The sequence below is a fragment of the Hymenobacter mellowenesis genome (genome assembly GCF_030581005.1).
Lineage (GTDB): Bacteria > Bacteroidota > Bacteroidia > Cytophagales > Hymenobacteraceae > Hymenobacter > Hymenobacter mellowenesis.
The window spans coordinates 535,115-554,335 of the sequence record NZ_JAUQSX010000003.1 but is presented as its reverse complement, the minus strand read 5'-3'; the positions used below and the strand labels follow the sequence as shown (position 1 = coordinate 554,335).

20 protein-coding genes are annotated in these 19,221 nt (G+C 63.8%); 14 read left to right on the top strand and 6 right to left on the bottom strand.

The features are described from left to right. The coding region (locus Q5H92_RS08480; protein ID WP_305011077.1) for a hypothetical protein at positions 1-245 on the top strand (245 nt) is incomplete at its 5' end. 197 nt (positions 246-442) lie between these two features. Continuing rightward, complete coding sequence (locus Q5H92_RS08475; RefSeq protein ID WP_369811130.1) at positions 443-1,228, top strand: MBL fold metallo-hydrolase; 786 nt, start codon at positions 443-445, stop codon at positions 1,226-1,228. Positions 1,229-1,446: 218 nt separating this feature from the next. Here Q5H92_RS08475 and Q5H92_RS08470 read toward each other — a convergent pair whose 3' ends face one another. Then, positions 1,447-1,839: a VOC family protein gene (locus Q5H92_RS08470; RefSeq protein WP_305011076.1), complete on the bottom strand. Its 393-nt coding sequence runs from the start codon at positions 1,837-1,839 to the stop codon at positions 1,447-1,449. A 127-nt stretch (positions 1,840-1,966) separates the two neighbouring features. Here Q5H92_RS08470 and Q5H92_RS08465 point away from each other — a divergent pair, with 127 nt between their 5' ends. Then, on the top strand, positions 1,967-3,913 hold the full coding sequence (locus Q5H92_RS08465; RefSeq protein WP_305011075.1) for a RecQ family ATP-dependent DNA helicase: 1,947 nt from the start codon (positions 1,967-1,969) through the stop codon (positions 3,911-3,913). 30 nt (positions 3,914-3,943) lie between these two features. Further along, positions 3,944-4,837 carry an alpha/beta hydrolase gene (locus Q5H92_RS08460; protein ID WP_305011074.1) on the top strand — a complete coding sequence of 298 codons (894 nt, stop codon included), beginning with the start codon at positions 3,944-3,946 and terminating at the stop codon, positions 4,835-4,837. A 34-nt stretch (positions 4,838-4,871) separates the two neighbouring features. On the opposite strand, the gene Q5H92_RS08455 is transcribed toward Q5H92_RS08460, so the two are convergent. The 3 genes from Q5H92_RS08455 to Q5H92_RS08445 all read right to left on the bottom strand — a co-directional run bounded on the left by Q5H92_RS08455 (position 4,872) and on the right by Q5H92_RS08445 (position 6,227). Next, positions 4,872-5,375 carry a hypothetical protein gene (locus Q5H92_RS08455; protein ID WP_305011073.1) on the bottom strand — a complete coding sequence of 168 codons (504 nt, stop codon included), beginning with the start codon at positions 5,373-5,375 and terminating at the stop codon, positions 4,872-4,874. A gap of 70 nt (positions 5,376-5,445) precedes the next feature. Further along, positions 5,446-5,808, bottom strand: a complete 363-nt coding sequence (locus Q5H92_RS08450) for a hypothetical protein (RefSeq protein WP_305011072.1) — start codon at positions 5,806-5,808, stop codon at positions 5,446-5,448. Between the two features lie 113 nt (positions 5,809-5,921). Continuing rightward, positions 5,922-6,227 carry a rhodanese-like domain-containing protein gene (locus Q5H92_RS08445; protein WP_305011071.1) on the bottom strand — a complete coding sequence of 102 codons (306 nt, stop codon included), beginning with the start codon at positions 6,225-6,227 and terminating at the stop codon, positions 5,922-5,924. Positions 6,228-6,410: 183 nt separating this feature from the next. Here Q5H92_RS08445 and Q5H92_RS08440 point away from each other — a divergent pair, with 183 nt between their 5' ends. Then, entirely contained in the window at positions 6,411-8,753 is a 2,343-nt protein-coding gene (locus tag Q5H92_RS08440; RefSeq protein WP_305011070.1) for an endonuclease, read from the top strand. A gap of 245 nt (positions 8,754-8,998) precedes the next feature. Here the strand turns inward: Q5H92_RS08440 and Q5H92_RS08435 are convergent, their stop codons facing one another. Further along, positions 8,999-9,274 carry a GNAT family N-acetyltransferase gene (locus Q5H92_RS08435; RefSeq protein WP_305011069.1) on the bottom strand — a complete coding sequence of 92 codons (276 nt, stop codon included), beginning with the start codon at positions 9,272-9,274 and terminating at the stop codon, positions 8,999-9,001. Positions 9,275-9,410: 136 nt separating this feature from the next. Between Q5H92_RS08435 and Q5H92_RS08430 the strand changes: the two genes are divergently transcribed. Beyond that, complete coding sequence (locus Q5H92_RS08430) at positions 9,411-9,878, top strand: hypothetical protein (RefSeq protein ID WP_305011068.1); 468 nt, start codon at positions 9,411-9,413, stop codon at positions 9,876-9,878. 31 nt (positions 9,879-9,909) lie between these two features. Continuing rightward, positions 9,910-10,176, top strand: coding sequence for a hypothetical protein (locus Q5H92_RS08425; protein WP_305011067.1), 267 nt, complete (start codon positions 9,910-9,912; stop codon positions 10,174-10,176). 91 nt (positions 10,177-10,267) lie between these two features. On the opposite strand, the gene Q5H92_RS08420 is transcribed toward Q5H92_RS08425, so the two are convergent. Then, the gene (locus tag Q5H92_RS08420) at positions 10,268-12,430 is read right to left on the bottom strand and encodes a TonB-dependent receptor (RefSeq protein ID WP_305011066.1); all 2,163 of its coding nucleotides are present in this window, start codon (positions 12,428-12,430) and stop codon (positions 10,268-10,270) included. A 298-nt stretch (positions 12,431-12,728) separates the two neighbouring features. Between Q5H92_RS08420 and Q5H92_RS08415 the strand changes: the two genes are divergently transcribed. The 7 genes from Q5H92_RS08415 (at position 12,729) to Q5H92_RS08385 (ending at position 19,124) form a co-directional block, all read left to right on the top strand. Then, positions 12,729-13,247 carry a hypothetical protein gene (locus tag Q5H92_RS08415; RefSeq protein WP_305011065.1) on the top strand — a complete coding sequence of 173 codons (519 nt, stop codon included), beginning with the start codon at positions 12,729-12,731 and terminating at the stop codon, positions 13,245-13,247. Positions 13,248-13,299: 52 nt separating this feature from the next. Beyond that, positions 13,300-14,073 (top strand): DUF2490 domain-containing protein, encoded by a 774-nt coding sequence (locus tag Q5H92_RS08410; RefSeq protein ID WP_305011064.1) that lies wholly within the window; start codon positions 13,300-13,302, stop codon positions 14,071-14,073. A 46-nt stretch (positions 14,074-14,119) separates the two neighbouring features. Beyond that, positions 14,120-14,608 (top strand): hypothetical protein, encoded by a 489-nt coding sequence (locus Q5H92_RS08405; protein WP_305011063.1) that lies wholly within the window; start codon positions 14,120-14,122, stop codon positions 14,606-14,608. Between the two features lie 106 nt (positions 14,609-14,714). Then, positions 14,715-15,266, top strand: a complete 552-nt coding sequence (locus Q5H92_RS08400) for a hypothetical protein (RefSeq protein WP_305011062.1) — start codon at positions 14,715-14,717, stop codon at positions 15,264-15,266. A 94-nt stretch (positions 15,267-15,360) separates the two neighbouring features. Next, on the top strand, positions 15,361-15,648 hold the full coding sequence (locus Q5H92_RS08395; RefSeq protein WP_305011061.1) for a hypothetical protein: 288 nt from the start codon (positions 15,361-15,363) through the stop codon (positions 15,646-15,648). Between the two features lie 71 nt (positions 15,649-15,719). Further along, the gene (locus tag Q5H92_RS08390) at positions 15,720-15,986 is read left to right on the top strand and encodes a hypothetical protein (protein ID WP_305011060.1); all 267 of its coding nucleotides are present in this window, start codon (positions 15,720-15,722) and stop codon (positions 15,984-15,986) included. A 318-nt stretch (positions 15,987-16,304) separates the two neighbouring features. Further along, on the top strand, positions 16,305-19,124 hold the full coding sequence (locus Q5H92_RS08385) for a S8 family peptidase (RefSeq protein WP_305011059.1): 2,820 nt from the start codon (positions 16,305-16,307) through the stop codon (positions 19,122-19,124). Positions 19,125-19,221: the final 97 nt, after the last annotated feature.

Genomic DNA, 19,221 nt, shown 5'->3' with positions numbered 1-19,221 from the left:
TGGCCACGGCCGACGATACCGGGACGGTATATCCCGAGCTGGCGGCAGAAGAGTCGCGCGCGGCCACCAACCTGCTGCCCACCGTGGGCGCGGGCGGGCGCTACGCCTGGAGCCCGCAATGGGCCGCCACGGCCGACGTCCTGTTCACCCGCTCGCTGGTGCCGGCTCCGGGCCTGTTTGCGAGCCGCATGTGGGGCGCCACCGCCACGGTGGGCGTGCGCTACGCCCTGAGCCACCTCCCCTGAAAACGCGCCTTGCGCGGCATTTCTTCCCCACCGGCTGGCTTGGGCAGCGCGAGTGGCTCGACGAACGGCTTTGGTCAGCCTGAACTTGTGCCGGGCAATCAGGTTATGGGTACGGTTTTCGGGGGCATTTCCTATTGTGGGTCAGGCTGCCGCAACCAGTCGGTCATAACGTTTTTAACCAACAGGCAGAATTCCTGATGAAATCCACTTTCCTTACGGCTGCGTTGGCGGCTTTTGCGCTCCAGGCACCGGCCCAAACCGCTACTTCCACTGCCGCGCCGCGCGTGCCCGCCGACCAGATTACCACCGCCAAAGGCCCTCTCACGGTGCAGCCCATCACGCACGGCAGCGTAGTGCTAACGTGGAACGGCAAAACCATTTACGTGGACCCCTACGGCGGGGCCGCGGCCTACGCCGGCCTGGCCGCGCCCGATGTAATTCTTATTACGGACATTCACCCCGACCACTTGGACCCGCAGACGCTGGCGGGCCTCTCGGTGGGCAAGGCCCTGATGGTGGTGCCCAAAGCAGTGGCCGAGAAGCTGCCGGCCCAGTACAAAGCCCAAGTGCGCATCCTGAGCAACGGCCAGAAGCTCGACACGCTGGGCATGCAGGTTTCGGCCATTCCGATGTACAACCTGCCCGAAGCGCCCAACGCGCCGCACCCCAAAGGCCGGGGCAACGGCTACGTGCTAAACCTGGGCGGCAAAAACGTGTACCTCTCCGGCGATACCGAAGACACCGCCGAAATGCGCGCCCTCAAAAACATCGACGTGGCCTTCGTGTGCATGAACCTGCCCTACACCATGGATGTGAACCAGGCCGCGCAGGGCGTGCTTGCCTTCAAGCCGGGCATCGTGTACCCCTACCACTACCGCGGCCAGAACGGCCTGAGCGACGTGGCCAGCTTCAAGAAGCAGGTGAACGCGGGCAATAAGAAAATTGACGTGCGGCTGCGCAACTGGTACCTGGCGGCGAAGTAAGCGAATGTAACTACGCGAAAACGCCCTGCTGAGCCATTGGCTGGGCAGGGCGTTTTGCGTTTTGAGCAGTGGTTCAAATTCCGTACAAAGGCGGTCATGCAGAGCGTAGCGAAGCACCTTTACCACGGGAGCAATTCATTTACTACTGCGGTGAAGGTGCTTCGCTACGCTCTGCATGACCGTTCCATTGGACTGGTAATCAATTCAAACGACGTTATTTAAACCATGTAAAACTCCCAGGAAATGCGGTCAGGGTCTTTAAACGCCACGTACTTTTTGGGGGCCACGGTGTCTGTTTTGACGCCCGTGTTTTCGACCCCGGCCGCCTGCAGGGCATCGGCCACGCGGTGCAGTTCGGCCTCGTCTTCGCAGGCAATGGCAATGTGGTCGAGGCCCACGTTGAAGGGCGTGAAGGTGCCGCCGCCGGGATGGGTGGGCTGGGCCTGCTTGAAGCCGATGAACGTGGAGCCGACCAGAAAGCCCAGGATTTCGGGCGTATCGAGCGCGATGGGCAAGCCCAGCAAATCGTGATAAAACGCCTTGGCGCGGGCAAAATCGGTGGTGCGCAGGGCGACGTGCGCCAAGCCCTTGGTTTTTGGTTGAATGGCCATGAATGAGAAAAAGGAAACGTTGACTTTCCTGAACGAAAAATTGGGGACATTGGCTGGCTCGCTCATCGAACAAATTGTCCCCGGCTACCCGGCGCCGGGTAGTGGCCGTCGGCACTAACTTCGCCCCATGTCCTCCGCTCCTACCGAACTCCCGCCCCTGGCCCTGCTGCGTGAGCATTGGGGGCACACGGCGTTCCGGCCGGGGCAGGAAGACATCATCAACTCCGTGCTCAGCGGGCACGATACGCTGGCCCTGCTGCCCACCGGCGGCGGCAAAAGCATCTGCTTCCAGGTGCCGGCGCTGGCGCGGCCAGGCATCTGCATCGTGGTGTCGCCGCTCATTGCCCTGATGAAGGACCAGGTGGACAACCTGCGCAAGCGCGGGCTGAAAGCCGAGGCCATTTACGCCGGTATGAGCCACCAGGAAATCGACCACGCGCTCGACAACTGCGTGTACGGCCGCAACACGAAGTTCCTGTACGTGAGCCCCGAGCGGCTGCTCACGGAGCTTTTCCGGGTGCGGGTGGCGAAGATGAATGTGGGCCTGCTGGCCGTGGACGAGGCGCACTGCCTCTCGCAGTGGGGCTACGATTTCCGGCCGCCCTACCTGCGCATTGCCGAGCTGCGCGAACTGCTGCCCCAGCCGGTGCCCGTCATCGCCCTCACGGCCACGGCCACGGCCCAGGTGCAGGCCGATATCGTGGCCAAGCTGCAGTTCCGCGAGGGTTTTGGGGTGTTTCGGCAGAGCTTTGCGCGGCCCAAGCTCTCCTATTCGGTGCTGCAAACCGAGGACAAGCTGCGCCGCCTGCTGGAAGTGCTGCGCGGCGTGGGGCCGGGCAAAACCGGCATCGTGTACGCCCGCACGCGCCGGCAGACGGAGGACACGGCCGCGTTCCTGCAGCAGCACCGGTTTCCGGCGGCGGCCTACCACGCGGGTTTGCCTTCCGAAAAGCGCACCAAGGTGCAGCAGGACTGGATTCAGGACAAAATCCGCCTCATAGTGGCCACCAACGCCTTCGGCATGGGCATCGACAAGCCCGACGTCCGCCTCGTGGTGCACCTCGACGCGCCCGATACGCTGGAAGCCTACTACCAGGAAGCCGGCCGCGCCGGGCGCGATAACCTGTTCGCCTTCGCCGTGCTGCTGGCCGGGCCCAACGACGGCGACGAACTGCGCCGCCGCACCAGCCAGTCCTTCCCGCCCCTCGACACGGTGAAGCGCGTGTATCAGGCGCTGGCCAATTACTCGCGCACGGCGGTGGGCGGCGGCGAGCTGGCCGCGTTTGAGTTTGATATGCAGCAGTTTGCCGAAACCTACCGCATCAAAGCCGTGGACGCGCACAACTCGCTAAAGATTTTGCAGCGCGAGGGCTTCGTGCAGCTCAACGAGGCCGTGAACCAGCCGGCGCGGGTGCACCTCATCCTCAGCCACCAGGATTTATATGCCTTCCAGGTGGCCAACGCCCAGCACGACCAACTCATCAAGGCCCTGCTGCGGCTGCACGGCGGCGAACTGTTTGCCGACTTCCAGACCATTTCGGAAAATGCCCTGGCCACGTACCTGCGCCGCAGCGTGGTGGAGGTGCGCCAGCAACTACGCTACCTGCACACGGCCGGCATTCTGCACTATCAGCCCAAGCAGGAGTCGCCGCAGGCGATGTTCACCACGCCGCGTTTCGACGCGCTTAAGCTGCCGCTCGACCAGGTGAAAATGACGGCTGCCCGCGACCTGGCCCGCGCCAAAACCCATGCCGTGGCCCAGTACCTGAGCGGCACTCGTTGCCGCCAGGTACTGCTGCTCAGCTATTTCGACGAAGCCGACCCGGACCGCTGCAAGGTGTGCGACATCTGCCTGGCCGAGAAAAAAGCGGCCCAAACGGCGCCGGTGCCTTCACTGCGCGAGCCCGTGCTGGCGCACCTGCGGCAGGCGCCGCTGGCGCCGCGCGAGCTGCTGGCTGCGTTTCCGCCCAAAGACGCGGCAGCCGTGACGGCGGCGGTGCGGGAGATGGTGGACCGCGGCGAGTTGGCCTACGCAGCCGATGGCCGGCTGGTGGTGCCCACGGGAAACGGCTAATTTTACCGGCCCACCAATTCGGTCATTCTTATGGCGCCTTTTCACTGGCTGGCCTCCCTTCCGCTTACGCTATGCTTGTTGCGGGCCGACGGACCGGGTACGGCTAACCCCGGCCGCATCGAGCATCTGGCCGATTTTCCTTCCCGCTTCGTGAAAGCGCACCACGTGGATGTGTGGCTGCCGACGGGCTACCCGCAGCCCGGCACGTGTTACGCCGTAGTGTATATGCAGGACGGCCAGAACCTGTTCGACCCCAAAAACGCTTACGGCGGCGTGGCCTGGGAAGTAGACAGCACGGTGGCCGCGCTGGGCACCAAGCTGCGGCCGTGCATTGTGGTAGGCGTCTGGAACACGGCGCGGCGCTTCCCGGAATACACCCCGGCCCAGCCGTATGCGACGCTGCCGCCGGCCACCCGCGCCCGGCTGGAGCAGGCCCAACCCGTCGGGCCCCTTTCCGATGAGTACCTGAAATTTCTGGTGCAGGAGCTGAAGCCCTACGTGGACCAACACTTCCAAACTTCGCCCAAGCGAGCCGACACTTTCGTGGCCGGGTCCAGCATGGGCGGGCTGGTTTCGCTTTACGCGGCCCTGGAATACCCGAAAGTATTCGGCGGAGCGGCCTGTTTTTCCACGCATTGGCCGCTGAGTTTGCAGGAAAACACGCCGGCTTTTACCACCGCCATGGTGCAGTACCTGGGCCGGAAACTGCCGCGCCGTCACCGGCCCCGGCTCTATTTCGATTACGGCTCGGCCACGCTCGATGCCTGGTATGCCCCGCACCAGACGCGCATCGACAGCGTGCTGCGCGCCCACCACTACAGCGCCGCGAACTGGCTCACGCGCAGCTTCCGCGGCGCGGCCCACAACGAGGCCGCCTGGAAAAAGCGGGTCCCGCCTGCGCTGGAGTTTCTGCTCGGCTATTGATTCCACTATTCCACGCCGGGCCTGCTAGGCGTGCTTACCGGCTGGCGTGCTCGGCGCCTTGGGTGGCGAGAATTTCGGCGGCCCAGGGCAGCTGCCCGGTCCGGACCCAATTCCGGTAAACAGTTTCGGTGTTGTATAGCTGCGCCGACAAGGACCTGGCCGCGAGAGAATCGGCAAAGGCCCCGTGCGTGCTCAGGCGCACCACCCGTTGCTGCCGCGTATCGAGAAACCCATACGTGCCGGGGTAGCCGAAGAAGAGAATGTAGCCCTTCTCGCAGTTCACGGAATCGGCCGTGAAGGGGTCCGGGAATCCAACTGGCTGGAAATTCCAGCCCTCGCAGCAATATGCAGTGATGAGTTCGTGGGGCTCGACGAGGGGTAGCCGCCACACATCCGCTGCCTTCATGGGCTCCTGGTAAAAAGAAGGGTGCTCATCGGCGGCCCTTCGCCCAATGAGCAGAAATAATGGCAGAACCAGCCCCACGGGAACGAGCAGGAACAAAGCCTTAATAACCGTTGCCCGGCGGGTGGTGGCCATGTTGCTGGAGTCAATTACGTTGCGGCACCGGCTGCGAGGTTGAACAAATGGTCCGCATGAAATAATGGACCTAAACTCGTGCTACAGGGACAAATACAAGCCCGAGCCCTGCAAGAAGCAGTAGGCCCATTAAGAAATAAACGTCGGCCTTGCGCACAGGTCCCACCGGGTACTGCACCACAATGCGTTTCCAGTTATCTCCTGCTAATAGCAGCCAATACAGGATAAAGCCCAGCCCAAAAGACAACCCTATGACGCCTAATATTCCAAAATCACGGTCAAAAGTCGCTTCGCACAAGTGCACGAAAAAGCTTATCACAAAATACAGGGTAAAGCACAACAGAAGGAAGATGTTTTGCGCTACCTGCTCTGAATTAGCAGCTGGCGAAATAGTGGCGAAATAGTGATAAAAGACTGAATACAGGCGGCGCATGGTAGTAATACGAAACGATGGTATCAGTTCACTCAAACGGCGTTTTCAACCGAAAAAGCCGGTCATATCCCGATTACTCAAGACATGACCGGCTTTTCCCTTGGAAACCCGGCTTACTTACCCTCCGCCGCGTAGGCCTGGTAGCCGCCGAGCAGGTTGCGCACGTTGGTGAAGCCCTGCTGGGTGAGGAAGGCCTTGGCCGAAGCCGAGCGGCCGCCGCCCTTGCAGTGCACGATGATTTCCTGATTTTTCCACTCGTCGAGGTCGTCGAGCTTGTCGGGCAGGGAGCCGAGGGGAATGTTCTGGGTGCCAGGCATACTGGCTTCCTCGTGCTCCCAGGGCTCGCGCACGTCGATGATGGTGGGAGTTTCGCCGGCTTGCTGGCGCTGGCGAAGTTCGGTGGGGGTGATGTCGGCCATGGTTTTGGGGGGACTTGGAAGGTTCGAGGGCCTAAAAGTAAGCCGAACGTTTCTTGATTTCGTAACTGCCCCGCTGCCCCGGGCATGCGGCCGAATGGTTACCTTTGATGCCCTGTTTCTTATTCTCCATTCTTACTCCCGTTTCCCTCTCCCTTCCTCCCCCGTTTTCCTCTCTCTTTTCTTATGAAACACGTTTTTACTTCGTGCCTGCTGGTGCTCGGGCTGGTGCCGGCCGCGTTGCAGGCCCAGACGGTGCCCCCGATGCCGGCCGCACCGCCGTCCAACCTATCGGGTGTGGCCCTGCGCGACTGGTACCGCACCAACTGGTACGATGGCAAGCGCGTGGAGCTGAGCTACGCCGCCGCCCGGGCCAAGATGTATAACTACGCCGACAACTACAACAACCTGGTGACCTGCGTGTACTCGGGCTACCAGGAAACGGTGCCTTACAACTTCAACAGCACCAGCACCACGGTGGTGAACCGCATCAACTGCGAACACACCGTGCCGCAGTCGTGGTTTAACGAAGTGGTGCGCATGCGCTCCGACATGCACCACCTCTACCCCACCTACGACACCTGGAACAACCTGCGCGGCTCCGACCCATTTGCCGAAATCCCCGACGCCACCACCCAGACCTGGATGCGTCTGCTGGTGAGCCAGAACACCATTCCCACGGCCAACCTGGCCGAGTGGAGCGAAGACACCAACACCCAGTTTGAGCCCCGCGAAGACCACAAGGGCAACCTGGCCCGCTCGGTGTTCTACTTCTACACCATGCACGGCGGCCAGCCCGCACTAGCCGCCACCGGCCACGACAACATCAACTCCGTGGCCGACATCAACACCCTCTACGCCTGGCACCTGGCCGACCCAGTCGATGCCCACGAGATTGAGCGCAACAACCGCGTGGCCGCCAGCCAAGGCAACTTCAACCCCTACATTACTTACCCGGGCAGCGTGGCCACGGCCTGGGGCCTGGCGCCTCCCGGCCCGGTGTTCAGCTTTGCCACCACCAGCGGCAGCCTCACGGAAGGCAACACCGGCACCAGCACCTACACCGTCACCGTGAACCTGGCGCCCGCCGCCACCACGGCCACCACCGTGCAGGTGAACCTCGACGGCACGAACTCGACCGCTACCAGCGGCACCGACTTCACCTTCACTTCGCCCACCACCCTCACCTTCCCCGCCGGCACCACGTCCCAGACGGTGACCGTGACCGTGAACGGCGACACGCAGCCCGAAGCCGACGAAACCGTGGTGCTCACCCTCACCAACCCCAGCACCGGCAACAGCGTGGGCAGCCCCGGCGCGCACACGCTCACCATCACCAACGACGACGGCCCCGCGCCGTCCATCAGCTTCGCCTCGGCCACCGGCTCCATCACCGAAGGCAACAGCGGCACCAGCACCTACATCGTGAACGTGACGGCCAGCGGCACCCTGCCCACCGGCAGCTTCACCGTGCCGGTAAGCGTGGACGCGGCCGGCAGCACCGCCACCTCGCCCAGCGACTATACGCTGAACACCACCTCGCTCACCTTCAGCGCCACGTCCCTTACGCAGGCCATCACCATCACGGTGAACGGCGACGTGACCTACGAGCCCAACGAAACCGTGCGCCTGCGCCTGGGTACGCCCTCCAACGCCACCATCATTGTAGGCCAGCCCAACACGCACACGCTCACCATTCTCAACGATGACGCGGCCCCGGCCGGCGCGCCCTGCACCAAGCCCTACTTCTCGCAGTACGTGGAGTCGAACGTGGGCAATACCAAGGTGCTGGAGATTTACAACCCCACGCTGAGCCCAATGCCGCTCAATGGCAAGCGCGTGGTGCTCTATGCCAACGGCGCCACCGCCCCCACCAGCACCCTGGCTTTGACCGGCACAATTGCCCCCGGCGACGTGTATGTCATTGCCAATACCGGCGTGACCGATACCGGCGTGGCGGCCCAGGCCGACGTGCAAAGCAACGTGGCATTCTTCAACGGCAACGACGCCGTGGCCCTGTTTGATGGCACCGACACGCTCGACGTCATCGGCGTGATTGGCCAGGACCCCACCGGCGGCGCCTGGACCGTGCCCAATGGTTCGACGCTGAACAACACCCTCGTGCGCCAGCCCACCGTTAGCCAAGGCGGCCGCTGGAACGGCCCCTACGGCAGCGCCACCTGGAGCGCCGGCGGCGTCGACAACTACGCTGGCGTGGGCTCCTACACGAGCTCGGCCTGCTTCATCCCCACGGCCAGCCGCGCCGCCTCGGTGGTGCGCCACGGCCTCGAAGTGTACCCCAACCCGGCTTCCGAAACCGCCCTGGTGCGCTTGCTCGGCCAGTCGTCGGCCCACCCGGCTTCCATCGAATTGCTTGATGTCATGGGCCGCTCTGTGCGCTGGCGCACGGCTCAGCTCGGCGCGGCCAGCGAAGTTTCGCTGGACCTGCGCGGCCTGACCGCCGGCGTCTACGTCGTGCGCGTGCTCTGCGAAACGGTGACCTATACCGGCCGCGTGGTGGTGCGCTAAGCCCTCAGCGGCCGTCTGTCAGTGCGAGGGCCGTATTGTCAGTGCGAGGCCGCAGGCCGTGGCAACCGGTCCCTTCAGAACCAGACCCGCCCTTTCACCAGAAAGCCCCGGCACTGTACAGTGCCGGGGCTTTTTGCTTGCTAACGGGAGTTTGTCACTTAAGTAAGTGCCTTGTGTTGACGGGACGAATTGCCGCGTTCCGCTGCGCTCCACTCGCAATGACAGACGGGCGCATTGCCCTTTTTTCAAGCCAGTATATCGGCGTACTCGGCGTGGTGGCGCTTCACGAAACCGGCCATGAACTTACAGGTGGTTTTTACTTTAAGGTGCTCCTGGCGGGCGAAGTCGAGGCCGGCGCGGGCCAGCTCTTCGGCCACGCCCTGGCCGCGCAGGCCTTCGTCGACGAAGGTGTGGGTGAAGTCGATGACGCCGTCGGCGGGGCGGGCGTAGGCGAGTTCGGCGGTGAGGCCGTCGCGGGTGGTAGTAAATTCCTGGTCGGCGGCGTGGTGCGTAATGGCCATGTAAACAACGGGTGAGGGATGGAAATAGTCAGCCTCGGATGGCTGAATTGAACGGTGTCGGCTGGTTTGCGTAGAGGAAAGTACAGACGGGCTTCGCCGGTTTGAATTTCTTTCTTCTTACTCCTTCTTCTTTCCCATGGATACGCAAAACCCTCCCCTGCCGCCGGAAAACGACCACCGTCCTGTTGGCCAGCAAGACCGCGCTGCCGCTGCTCAGCCCAACCCCAACGACCCAGCCGTGAATGCCGCCAGCCCCCAGTACGGTCAGTTTGGTACCGCACCGGCGCCCGGCTCGCCCACAGCCTCTGCCGAGGGCACGCCCCCCGGCCGCAGCGGTGCCAACGACAACCCCGATGAGTTCAGCGAGTTCCGCGACCGCGAGAAGGACGCCCAAAACGCCCCCGACCGTCCCGAGGACCAGCCCGGCCATGTGCAGCAAAACCAAGCCCCCGAGCTGGTGCGCAAGGTGCAGGAATCGACCGACGACAGCGAACTGCTGCGCAAAGCCTGGGCCGAAGATGACCCGCGCTACGCCGGCGGCGGCACCCACAACACCCGCGAGGAACCCGCCGACGCCAAGTACCCGCCCAACGACGACGAATAAGTCACTGCTTTCATCTAATTAACCCGCCCCCATGTCTCCCGACAACCCCAACGCCACCGAAGACAACGCCGAAGACGGTGCTTCGACCCCTATGCTTGATGCCGAAACCTACGGCCAGCAGCTTGACGACAACAACGCATCCGGCCAGGAAAAATCCGACGAGATGGACGATTCGCTGCGCTCCGACACGCAGGCCATGAACCAGCCCGGCCCCGCCCCGGCCTCAGATGAAAACCTGCCCAAGGAATTGACCAATCCCAGCGACCGGGCTTTCACCCTGCCCGAAGAGCAAAGCTGAAGCCGACGTCTGCGTCTTAAGTGTAGCAGATAGAGAAACGTCATGCCGAGCGCAGCGAAGCATGACGTTTTTTCTTTTTAATCCAACAGCTTTACCAGCGCCAGCCCAGTTGCGCGCCCACGTACCAGGCCCGGCCCGGCGCCGGCTGGAAGTAGCGCCCGCCAAAGGCGTTGAGGTCGTTGCCGAGGCTGTAGCGGCGGTCTGTGGCGTTGTCGAGGCCGGCGTAGAAGTCGGTTTCGAGGTGGTCGGCCAGGGTGCGCCGCCAGCCGCCGCGCGCCCCGAATACCCAGTAGCCGGGCGCGGTTTCGACGTTGTTATCGGTGAGGACAATGCGGGCCTGGTGGCTTAGGTTGGGATTGAGGTAGAAGCCGTGGGACTCGTTGAAATCGAGGCCGGCGCTGAGCGTGTGCGGCGTGGTGCCGGTGAGGTGGTTGCCGCGCAGGTCGGTGCCGCCGCTGGGGTATCTGCCGAAACGGAAGTCGTTGTAGGCGTAGCTGGCCCAGGCGCGCAGGCCACCCACCACCGCGAAGTTGCGCTCGGTATAGGTAGAGCCCGCCGGGCCATTCTGGACAAACTCACTGATTAGCTTTCGTTGCTGCCACAGCATTCCGCTGAGCGACGTTTCGAGGCCGCGCTGGTGCGTACTGCCGGTGTTGCGAAACACGACCACGCCTTGGTCGGTGGTACTGCTGACAATGGTTTGGCGCAGCTCCAAATCGAACACGTTCAGTTCGTAGCGGAGCCGTTTGGCGAAGAAGCTGCCGCGCGTGCCCAACTCGTAGCTGGTGCCGCGCTCGGCCTGCAGTTCGCCGTTGAGGTTGCCGTCGGAGGTGCGGATTTCGTCGGTGGTGGGCGGGGCAAAGCCCGTGCTCACGCTGGCATACACCGAGAGGCCGGGGCCAAACTCGCGCAGCAGGGCCACCCGTGGCGAAACCACCGGCCGGAAATCGCGGTTGAAATCGTAGCTAGCCGGGACCGGGGCCGGCAGCGTGCTGCTCACCCGTGCAATGCCGTAGCGCAGGCGGTTGTAGCTGGCGGCCACCGTGAGCAGCAGCTGAGCCGGCAACTCGTAGTCGGCCTGCGCGAAGGCGAAGCCCGTGGTGGTGGTCACCTCGTCGTCGTAGCGCAGGGTGCCGGGTGCGCCTGCCAGGTTCTGGTAGCTGCGCCCGTTAGCGAAGCTGGCCTGAAACTCGCCGCCGCCCTGCAGCCGTAGCGTGCGCCCGCCCAGCGCCGTGCGGTAGCTCAGGGCCGTGCGGCCGCCCAGTCCCAGCCCGGTATTGCGCTCATAATCGGTGATGGACGCGGTGCGAATGGCCGTGCCGCTGCCGTACAGCGTGGTTTGCAGCTCCAGCTTCTCGGAGAAACGATACTCGTGCGTGAGCCCCAGCAGGCCTGTGCGCGAAGCATAAAAAGCCCGTTGGGCCACCTGGCCCGGCGTGGTGGCCGTGCCCGGCCGCGCCTGCCGTGGGTCGGCCAAAAACTGGGCGCGGGTGAGGCCGCCGGGCAGCTGGTAGTCGATGTCGGTGTAGAGCAGGTGAGCGGCCAGGGTGGTTTTGGGCGAGGCCACGGTGCGCACGTCCAGCGCGAAAACGTCGCGCCGCAGGGCGCTTTGCTGTCGGTAGCCGTCCAGTTGCTGGTGGGCGTACTGGGCGCGCACGCTGCTGGTGGCGCTGCCCGTTTCGGCCGTGATGGTGCCGCGGCGCAGGCCGTAGCTGCCCACGGTAGCGCCCACGGCCACGCGGCTGGTGCCGGCCGCCACCCCGGGCGTGCCGAACAGCGCCACGCCGCCCGTGCCGGCGCCGTACACGCTGCCGGCCGGCCCCTTCAGCACTTCGAGCCGGCCGATGAGGGCGGGGTCGAGCAGGTTGAGGGGTGTGCTGCCGCCGGCTTCGGTGAAGGGAATGCCGTTGTAGTACACCTTCACGTTGCGCACCCCAAACGGCGAGCGCAGCGTGCTGCCCCGAATGCTGAGCCGGTAGCTGGCCGTGGCCCGCTCCTCCAGGCGCACGCCGGGCAGCGTGATCACGGCCTGGGTGAGGGCGGCGGGGTTGAACTGCTGAATGGTGCGGGCATCGAGTACGCCCACGGCGGCGGCGGTGCGGCGCAGCGGCAGGCGCTGGCCGTAGCCGGTCACGGTGGCTTCGGGCAGGGCCACGGCGCGGGCGGTGGTGTCGGGCGAGGAAGGCGTTTGGGCGAAGAGCGGGGCGGGAACAAGCCCAGTTGCCAGCAGTGCCAGCGAGAAAAAACGAAACATGAAGGGCGACTGATGCAGGCTTGTGCCAACGGCAAAGGAGAACGAAATGTTAGATTCGGTGGCCGATGGGCGGCGGGGCAGCGCGGGCCGTGAAAGCCATATTCCGGTGCTTTGGGCGTCGCCTTACCGCCGTGTTTTCAGCAGGCCGTGTGAAAAATGACCAGTGGCCGCATCACCCTAACAGCCTTACCGTCTCCCGAAAAGAAGATGTTTCGGAAGCTAATTCAATGCCCAGCGGAACGTCATGTCGAGTCTGCCCGGACATGCTGTTATTAAACCCCCAAGCTGCTTCAAAATAATGAAAACCTTACTGCTTACCTGCTTTCTGCTGCTCTATCTTTCGGGCGCCTGGGCCTGCTCTTGCATCTCCGAAAATCTGCCGGAAAAACAGAAAATAGCCAAAGCCCACGCGCAGGCCAGCCTCATTTTCACCGGCCGCCTGGAATCCGTGGCGCTGGTAGAAAAGACGGATACCATTCATTTCCGCTCCCGCGCCGGTGCCGATACCGTGGTGACCATGCGGCAGCAGTTTCGCCAGTACACGTTTGCCATCACGCAGCAGTTGAAGGGCGCCCCCGCCGGCGCCACGGTGGTGGTGCTAACCGACGGGCCGGGCTCTTCCTGCGGCGTCTCGTACCGGGCCGGGGCTGATTTTGTGGTGTTTGCCTACGCCATCGACACCGCTTACAGCCCGCGCGGCACGGCCCGCCGGGTGACGCCCTATTTCACCACCGGCCTGTGCACCCGCACCAAAGAGCTGCGCTACGCCAAAGCCGCCGAGCTGCGCCAGCTCCGCCGGCTGGCCCGCCAGGGCTGAGGCGCGGGCCCGACCGGCGGGCGTCACACGGCGGCGCGCTTACCTTCGCCCGGTGAAAAATCTACTGCCGCTGCTCCTGCTTTTGCCGCTGGGCGCCCGGGCCCAGGGGCCCGTCAACCGCATTGACGACTTCAACCGCATCGGCTGGTACGTGTACGAGGGCGACCACCGGCTGGGGCCTCGCTTTACCATCCACACCGAGTACCAGGCCCGGCGCACGGGCTTCATCACGGGTTGGCAGCAGACGCTGCTGCGGGCCGGCGTGGGCTACCAGGTGCTGCCGCGCCTGAAGCTGGGTGGCGGTTACACCTTCTTCAAAACCCATCCCTACGGTGCCCACCCCACGGCCGACCAGGGCACGTTTCCCGAAAAGCGCTTCTACGAAGACGTGACCCTAACCGACTCCCTCGGCCGGGTGGCCCTCACGCACCGCCTGCGCCTGGAGCAACGCTGGATTGGGGTGCCCGGCGCCAGCGGCCCCCTCGGCAACGAGGCGGTGTGGCAGCGCCAGAACCGCATCCGCTACCAGCTGGCCGGCGAAGTGCCGCTGCAAGGCCCCACCCTCGACGACCACGAGTGGTACTTCACGGCGTTCGATGAACTGTTCCTAAACTTTGGTCGCGAAATCACCACCAACGTGTTCAATCAGAACCGCGTGGCCGCCGGCCTGGGCTACCAGTTCAGCGAGGATTTCCGCGTCGAGCTGCAGTTCCTCAACCAGATAACCCAGCACTACGACCCCGACCCGGCCACCCGCTTTCCGGTGTTCGAGTTCAACAACGGCTTCCGGCTGGGTGTGACCTACAACCTGACGCTGATAGAATAATCGGCAAGCGGTGGGCGTTAGCGGCTAGTTAATCCACTTCATGCTCATGCACTTTTACCTGCTGCGCCGCCACCGTCGCCCGCTGCTGTTGCCGCCGGGCCTGCTGGCGCTGGCCGGGCTGCTATGGCTGGGGAGCATATATATTCGTCAGGATGTTAGACTAACCCACTATTCAATATTTCAACTATTTTGTAATGGCCTGAGCGGGCATAATAATGGTGAATTCTGGGAATCTCCGGAAGCAGTGACTAGCCTCCGGCAATGGCAGGAGTTTAGGCTAACGGGTTCTACGACATCTGATACTGTCAGCATTCGAAGAATAGCTCAAGTGCTTAAGAAGTTACACCACGCCAATGCTTCTTCTTATGGACTAAAAATCGTTTTCGACCGGCACTCAAAATACAAGGACTTTATTGCTTTGCTCAACGCTATAACCAAAGCAGGAATTAGGAAATATACTTTTGAAACCCGGCTTGAACTGCCTGTTTTGTATGTGCTTGGAGGTACTGAGCCTGTTCATTATTATTACTACTGACTATATTTTATCGAGTCAATAATTATCCAGCATTGTATGTACTGCTTGATTATTTATCATCTGTAATTAAGAGCCGTATTACGCTGTATAAGTAGAAAAAATAGTAATGCCCGCCCTCCCGCCCGACCTGCGCCGCGCCCTCTTCGCCCTGCCCGAACGCGAAAAAGACCAGCTTCTGGCCCGCCTCGTGGCCCAGGATACCGTGCTGACCGAGCAACTGGCCTACCGCCTGCTCGAAGGCCCCGAGGCGCTGGAAAACCGCCGCGCCGCCCTGCGCACCCTCGTCGATGACCCCGTGCGCGGCTACCACCCCACCCCTAATGACTTGCTCGTAATCCTGCGGCAATTGCAGACCCGGCTGGCCTATCACGCCAGGATTACCGACGATGCCTTTGGTGAAGCCGAACTGAGCTGGCGCCTGCTGGCCAACGTGTTCCGGCACCAAGCCGAGGCCACGGCCCGCCTGCACGGCCCCACCCAGCCGCTGCTCCAGCACTTGGCCAAGCGCACCCACGAGGCCCTCAAGCAGACCGCCCGGCTGCACGAAGACTACCACCTGGAGCTGGCCGAAACGGCCAACGCCGTGCTGGCCGCGCTGTGGCAGTCGGGCGCGGCGCCGCTGGCCCGCGAGCTGGGCCTACCCCGCACGCTGGCGTAGTAGTTTTTTTTGGCGGCATTGGCCGGGGTGCGGCATCTTTTCCGGCGCAATCGCAGTACAAAGCCCAGGTTTCGTTGTCCTGATTTCCTCCGCCATGTCCACGCCCACCCACCCGCGCGCGCCCCAGCTCTCTGAGGCCGATTTGCGCCAGGCTCTCGACGAGCTCGACGCCAAAATTCAAACCCTGCGCAACCGCGCCCACGCCACGGCCGCCGGTTCGGCCAGCACCCACCAGCAGCACGCCGACGCCCTCGAAACCAAACGCGCCCAACTGGCCGCGCAACTCGGCCAGCACGAAGCCAGCGGGGCCGATTCCGGCCTGCTCAACACCATCCGGCACGGCATCGAGTCGCTGCGTGATGATGTGCGCGGCTTGCTGTAGCTGTTGCCCATTTTGCTTTAAATCAATCCATCAGGTTTGTTCTTTTCATTCTGCTTTCCCCTGCTTTTGCCATGAAAAAGTTCTTCCTCCTTCTGCTCCTGACCTGCTTTGCGGCGGGCACCATCCAGGCCCAAAACCGGCCCAAAGTCAAAGCCAAGCGCGCCTTCGCGCATCCTTCCGAATCGAGCAAGGGCAAGGCCAGCAGGGCCCAGTTCCGCCATGAAACCATTCGGCCCGTCATCGACCTCAAGCCGCACAGCTTGGAGCGCTCCAAAACGGTGAAAGCCCCCAAAGCTTACAAATATAGCAACGGCAACAAGCTCAAGCGCGCCCGCTAAGCCCACGGCCTTGCTCATCAATTTGATGAGCTGCGTGTTCTTCCTAAAACGGTCATGCCGAGCGAATTCGAAGCAGCTCTACCGCAATACTAATCCAATCGACAGGATTTAGTATTGCGGTAGAGCTGCTTCGAATTCGCTCGGCATGACCGTTTTTGTTGGCTTTGGTTCCGACATTTCCAATTCCAGCATTTTTCAGGAGGCCCATCCGGTTATACTCCCAGCGAAAAACATTTCCCGATGCGGGCAAGCCAACCTAGCGCTGAATTCGTAAACGACTATCTTTACTAGCCGCTTATTTTTTTACTCTTCTGCCTGATGACAAATATCTTACGCTTATTCATTTTTCTATTTTTAGTTGGACTGACCGTGCCCGGCACCGCTGCCGCTACGCCGCCCACCATCCCCGGCCGGCTGGTGCTGAAGCTGCGGCCGGGCAAGGCCCCGGCCGCGCTTGATGCCGTGCTGCGCTCGTTGGGCGCGGGGGCGCTACAGCAAAAGTTTCCGCGGGCGCTGCCGCCCAGCCCGGAGCGGCCCGGTAGCGTGGAACTGCGCGGCATCTACCAGGTGCAGCTGCCCGCTACCGTGACGCTGGAGTGGGCCCGCGCCGCGCTGCTGGGCACCGGCGCCGTGGAGTACGTGGAGCCGCTCTACATCCGCGAGCCGCTCTACCAGCCCAACGACCCGCTGGCCGACTCGACGCTGACCGACATCACCACCAGCCAGTTCTACCTCAAGCAGATTAAGGCCTACCGCGCCTGGGACATCACGCGCGGCGACAGCAGCCTCGTTATCGGCATCACCGACGGTGGCCCGCGCCTCACCCATGAGGACCTGCGCCAGCAGGTGAAGCACAACTACGCCGACCCCATCAACGGCCTCGACGACGACAACGACGGCTACATCGACAACTTCACCGGCTGGGATTTGGCCAACAATGACAACGATGCCGGCTACGACCCCACCATTGTGCACGGCTCGCTGGTGGCGGGCGTGGCGGCGGCCCGGGCCGACAACGGCCTTGGGCTGGCGGGCCTGGGCAACCGCTGCCGCTTCATGCCGCTGTCCATTTACCCCAACACGCCCACCGGCGTGTTTGCCGGCTACGAGGCCGTGGTGTACGCGGCCGACCACGGCTGCCAGGTTATCAACCTGAGCTGGGGCGCGGCGGGCGGCTATTCGCGCTTCGAGCAGGACGCCATCAACTACGCCGCCCTGAACCGCGACGCCGTGGTGGTGGCCGCCGCCGGCAACACCAACGCCGACCTGCTGTTTTACCCGGCTTCCTACGACCATGTCATCTCCGTGTCGGGCGTGCAGAGCACCGACCAGAAAAGCCCCAACGGCACGTTCAGCCACCGCGTTGACATGGTGGCGCCGGGCATCAGCATCGTCACCACCTACGGCGTGCGCGACAACGACTACATTGCCGTGGGCGGCACGTCGTTTGCCGCGCCGCTGGTGTCGGCGGCGGCGGCGCTGGTGCGGCGTGTGTTTCCGCAGTACAACTCCGACCAGGTGGCGGCCCAGCTGCGCCAGACCACCGACAACATCGACAACCTGCCCGCGAACGCACAGTGGGTGGGCCGCCTCGGCACGGGCCGTCTCAACGTGCTGAAGGCTTTGAGCCGCACCAATTTGCAGGAGGCCCGCGTGGTCACCAGCACCTTCGCCCCGCAGCGTGTGGCCTACACACCCGGCGACACCATCCGGCTGACGACGGACGTGCAGAACCTGCTGCAGCCGGTGGCGGGCCTCACGGTCACGCTCACGTCGCTGTCGCCCTACGTCACGGTGCGGCAGGGCAGCTTTGCGGTAGGCAGCCTGGCCACGCTGGGCCGGGCCCGCAACGCGGCCGCGCCGTTTCGGTTGGCGGTGGCCGCCAGCGGCATTCCGCTCAATACCACGGCTACGCTGCGCTACCGCCTCACGGCCACCGGTGGTTTCCAGTACGACCAGTACGTGGATTTGCAGCTGAACCCTGACTACGTGGTGCTCGATGCCAACGACCTGGCCCTGACCCTGACCAGCCGCGGCAACCTGGCTTACGACGACCTGACCGGCCGCGTCGGGGCGGGCCTCACCTACCGCGGCAGCAGCAACATCCTCAGCGAGGGCGGCCTGCTGCTGGCCACCAGCCCCACCCGCGTGTCGGACCGGCTGCGCACCAGCGGCGGGCAGTCGCGGCAGTCGTTTTTCAGCTTGGCGCAGGCCACCCGGCAGCAGCCCGGCCCCCGCGCCACCCAGGAAGCCCGCGTGGTGTTTCAGGACACCGTACCGGTGGCCGGCCGCCCGGCGCGCAGCGTGGGCGTGCGCGTGCGCCAGCGGGCCTACGCCTGGGCCACGGCCGGCCGGCGCGATTTCGTGCTGCTGGAATACTCGCTCCGCAACCTTACCGCCGACACCCTCAAGCCCCTCTACGCCGGCATTTTCGCCGACTGGGACCTGCCCAATTCCGATGGCGCCGCCCGCAACGTGGCCACCTGGGACAGCACCCGCGCCTTGGGCTACGTGTACGCCGTGGGTCAGACCGCGCCGCAGCCCTTGCCCTCGGCCTACACTGGCATTCGGCTGCTGCGCGGCGGCACGCCCGCGGTTTATTCCATCAACAATGGCGCCCCCGCCGGTGCTCCCGTGCGCTTGGCCGACGGCTTCTCACCGGCCGAAAAATTCCTGACCCTGAGCAGCGGCACTGCCCGAGTCCAGCGCACCGCCGGCCTGCCCAACGGCGCCGATGTATCGCAGGTGGTGGGCACCCGCGTGGCCCGGCTGGCCCCCGGCGACTCCACCACCGTCACGTTTGCCGTGCTGGTGGCCCCCACCCTGGCCCAGCTCCAAACCAGCGCCGATGCCGCCGCCGCAGCCTACGCCGTGCTGCTGCCGGCCCGAGCGGGCGCTGCGGTAGCCGGCTTCAACGTGTTTCCCAACCCGGCAGCCGGGCACCTGCGGGTGGAGCTGCCAGCTAAGTTCGGCCCCTGCAGCCTGTGGCTGACCAATGCCCTGGGCCAAGCGGTGTTGAAGCAAACCACCGCCGGGGCCGCCGCTGACTTCGACCTCACGGGCCTCGCGCCCGGCCTCTACGTGCTGCGGGCGCAGGGCGCGGACGAGGCATTGGTCAGGAATGTGGTGGTGCGCTAGGGCTTGTGTGCCTGCTGGCACGACGTAGGGGCGGGGCTTGTCCCCGCCCGGGCGTTGAACAATTTCAGCAGAACGGCGCAAATAGCCGGGCGGGGGC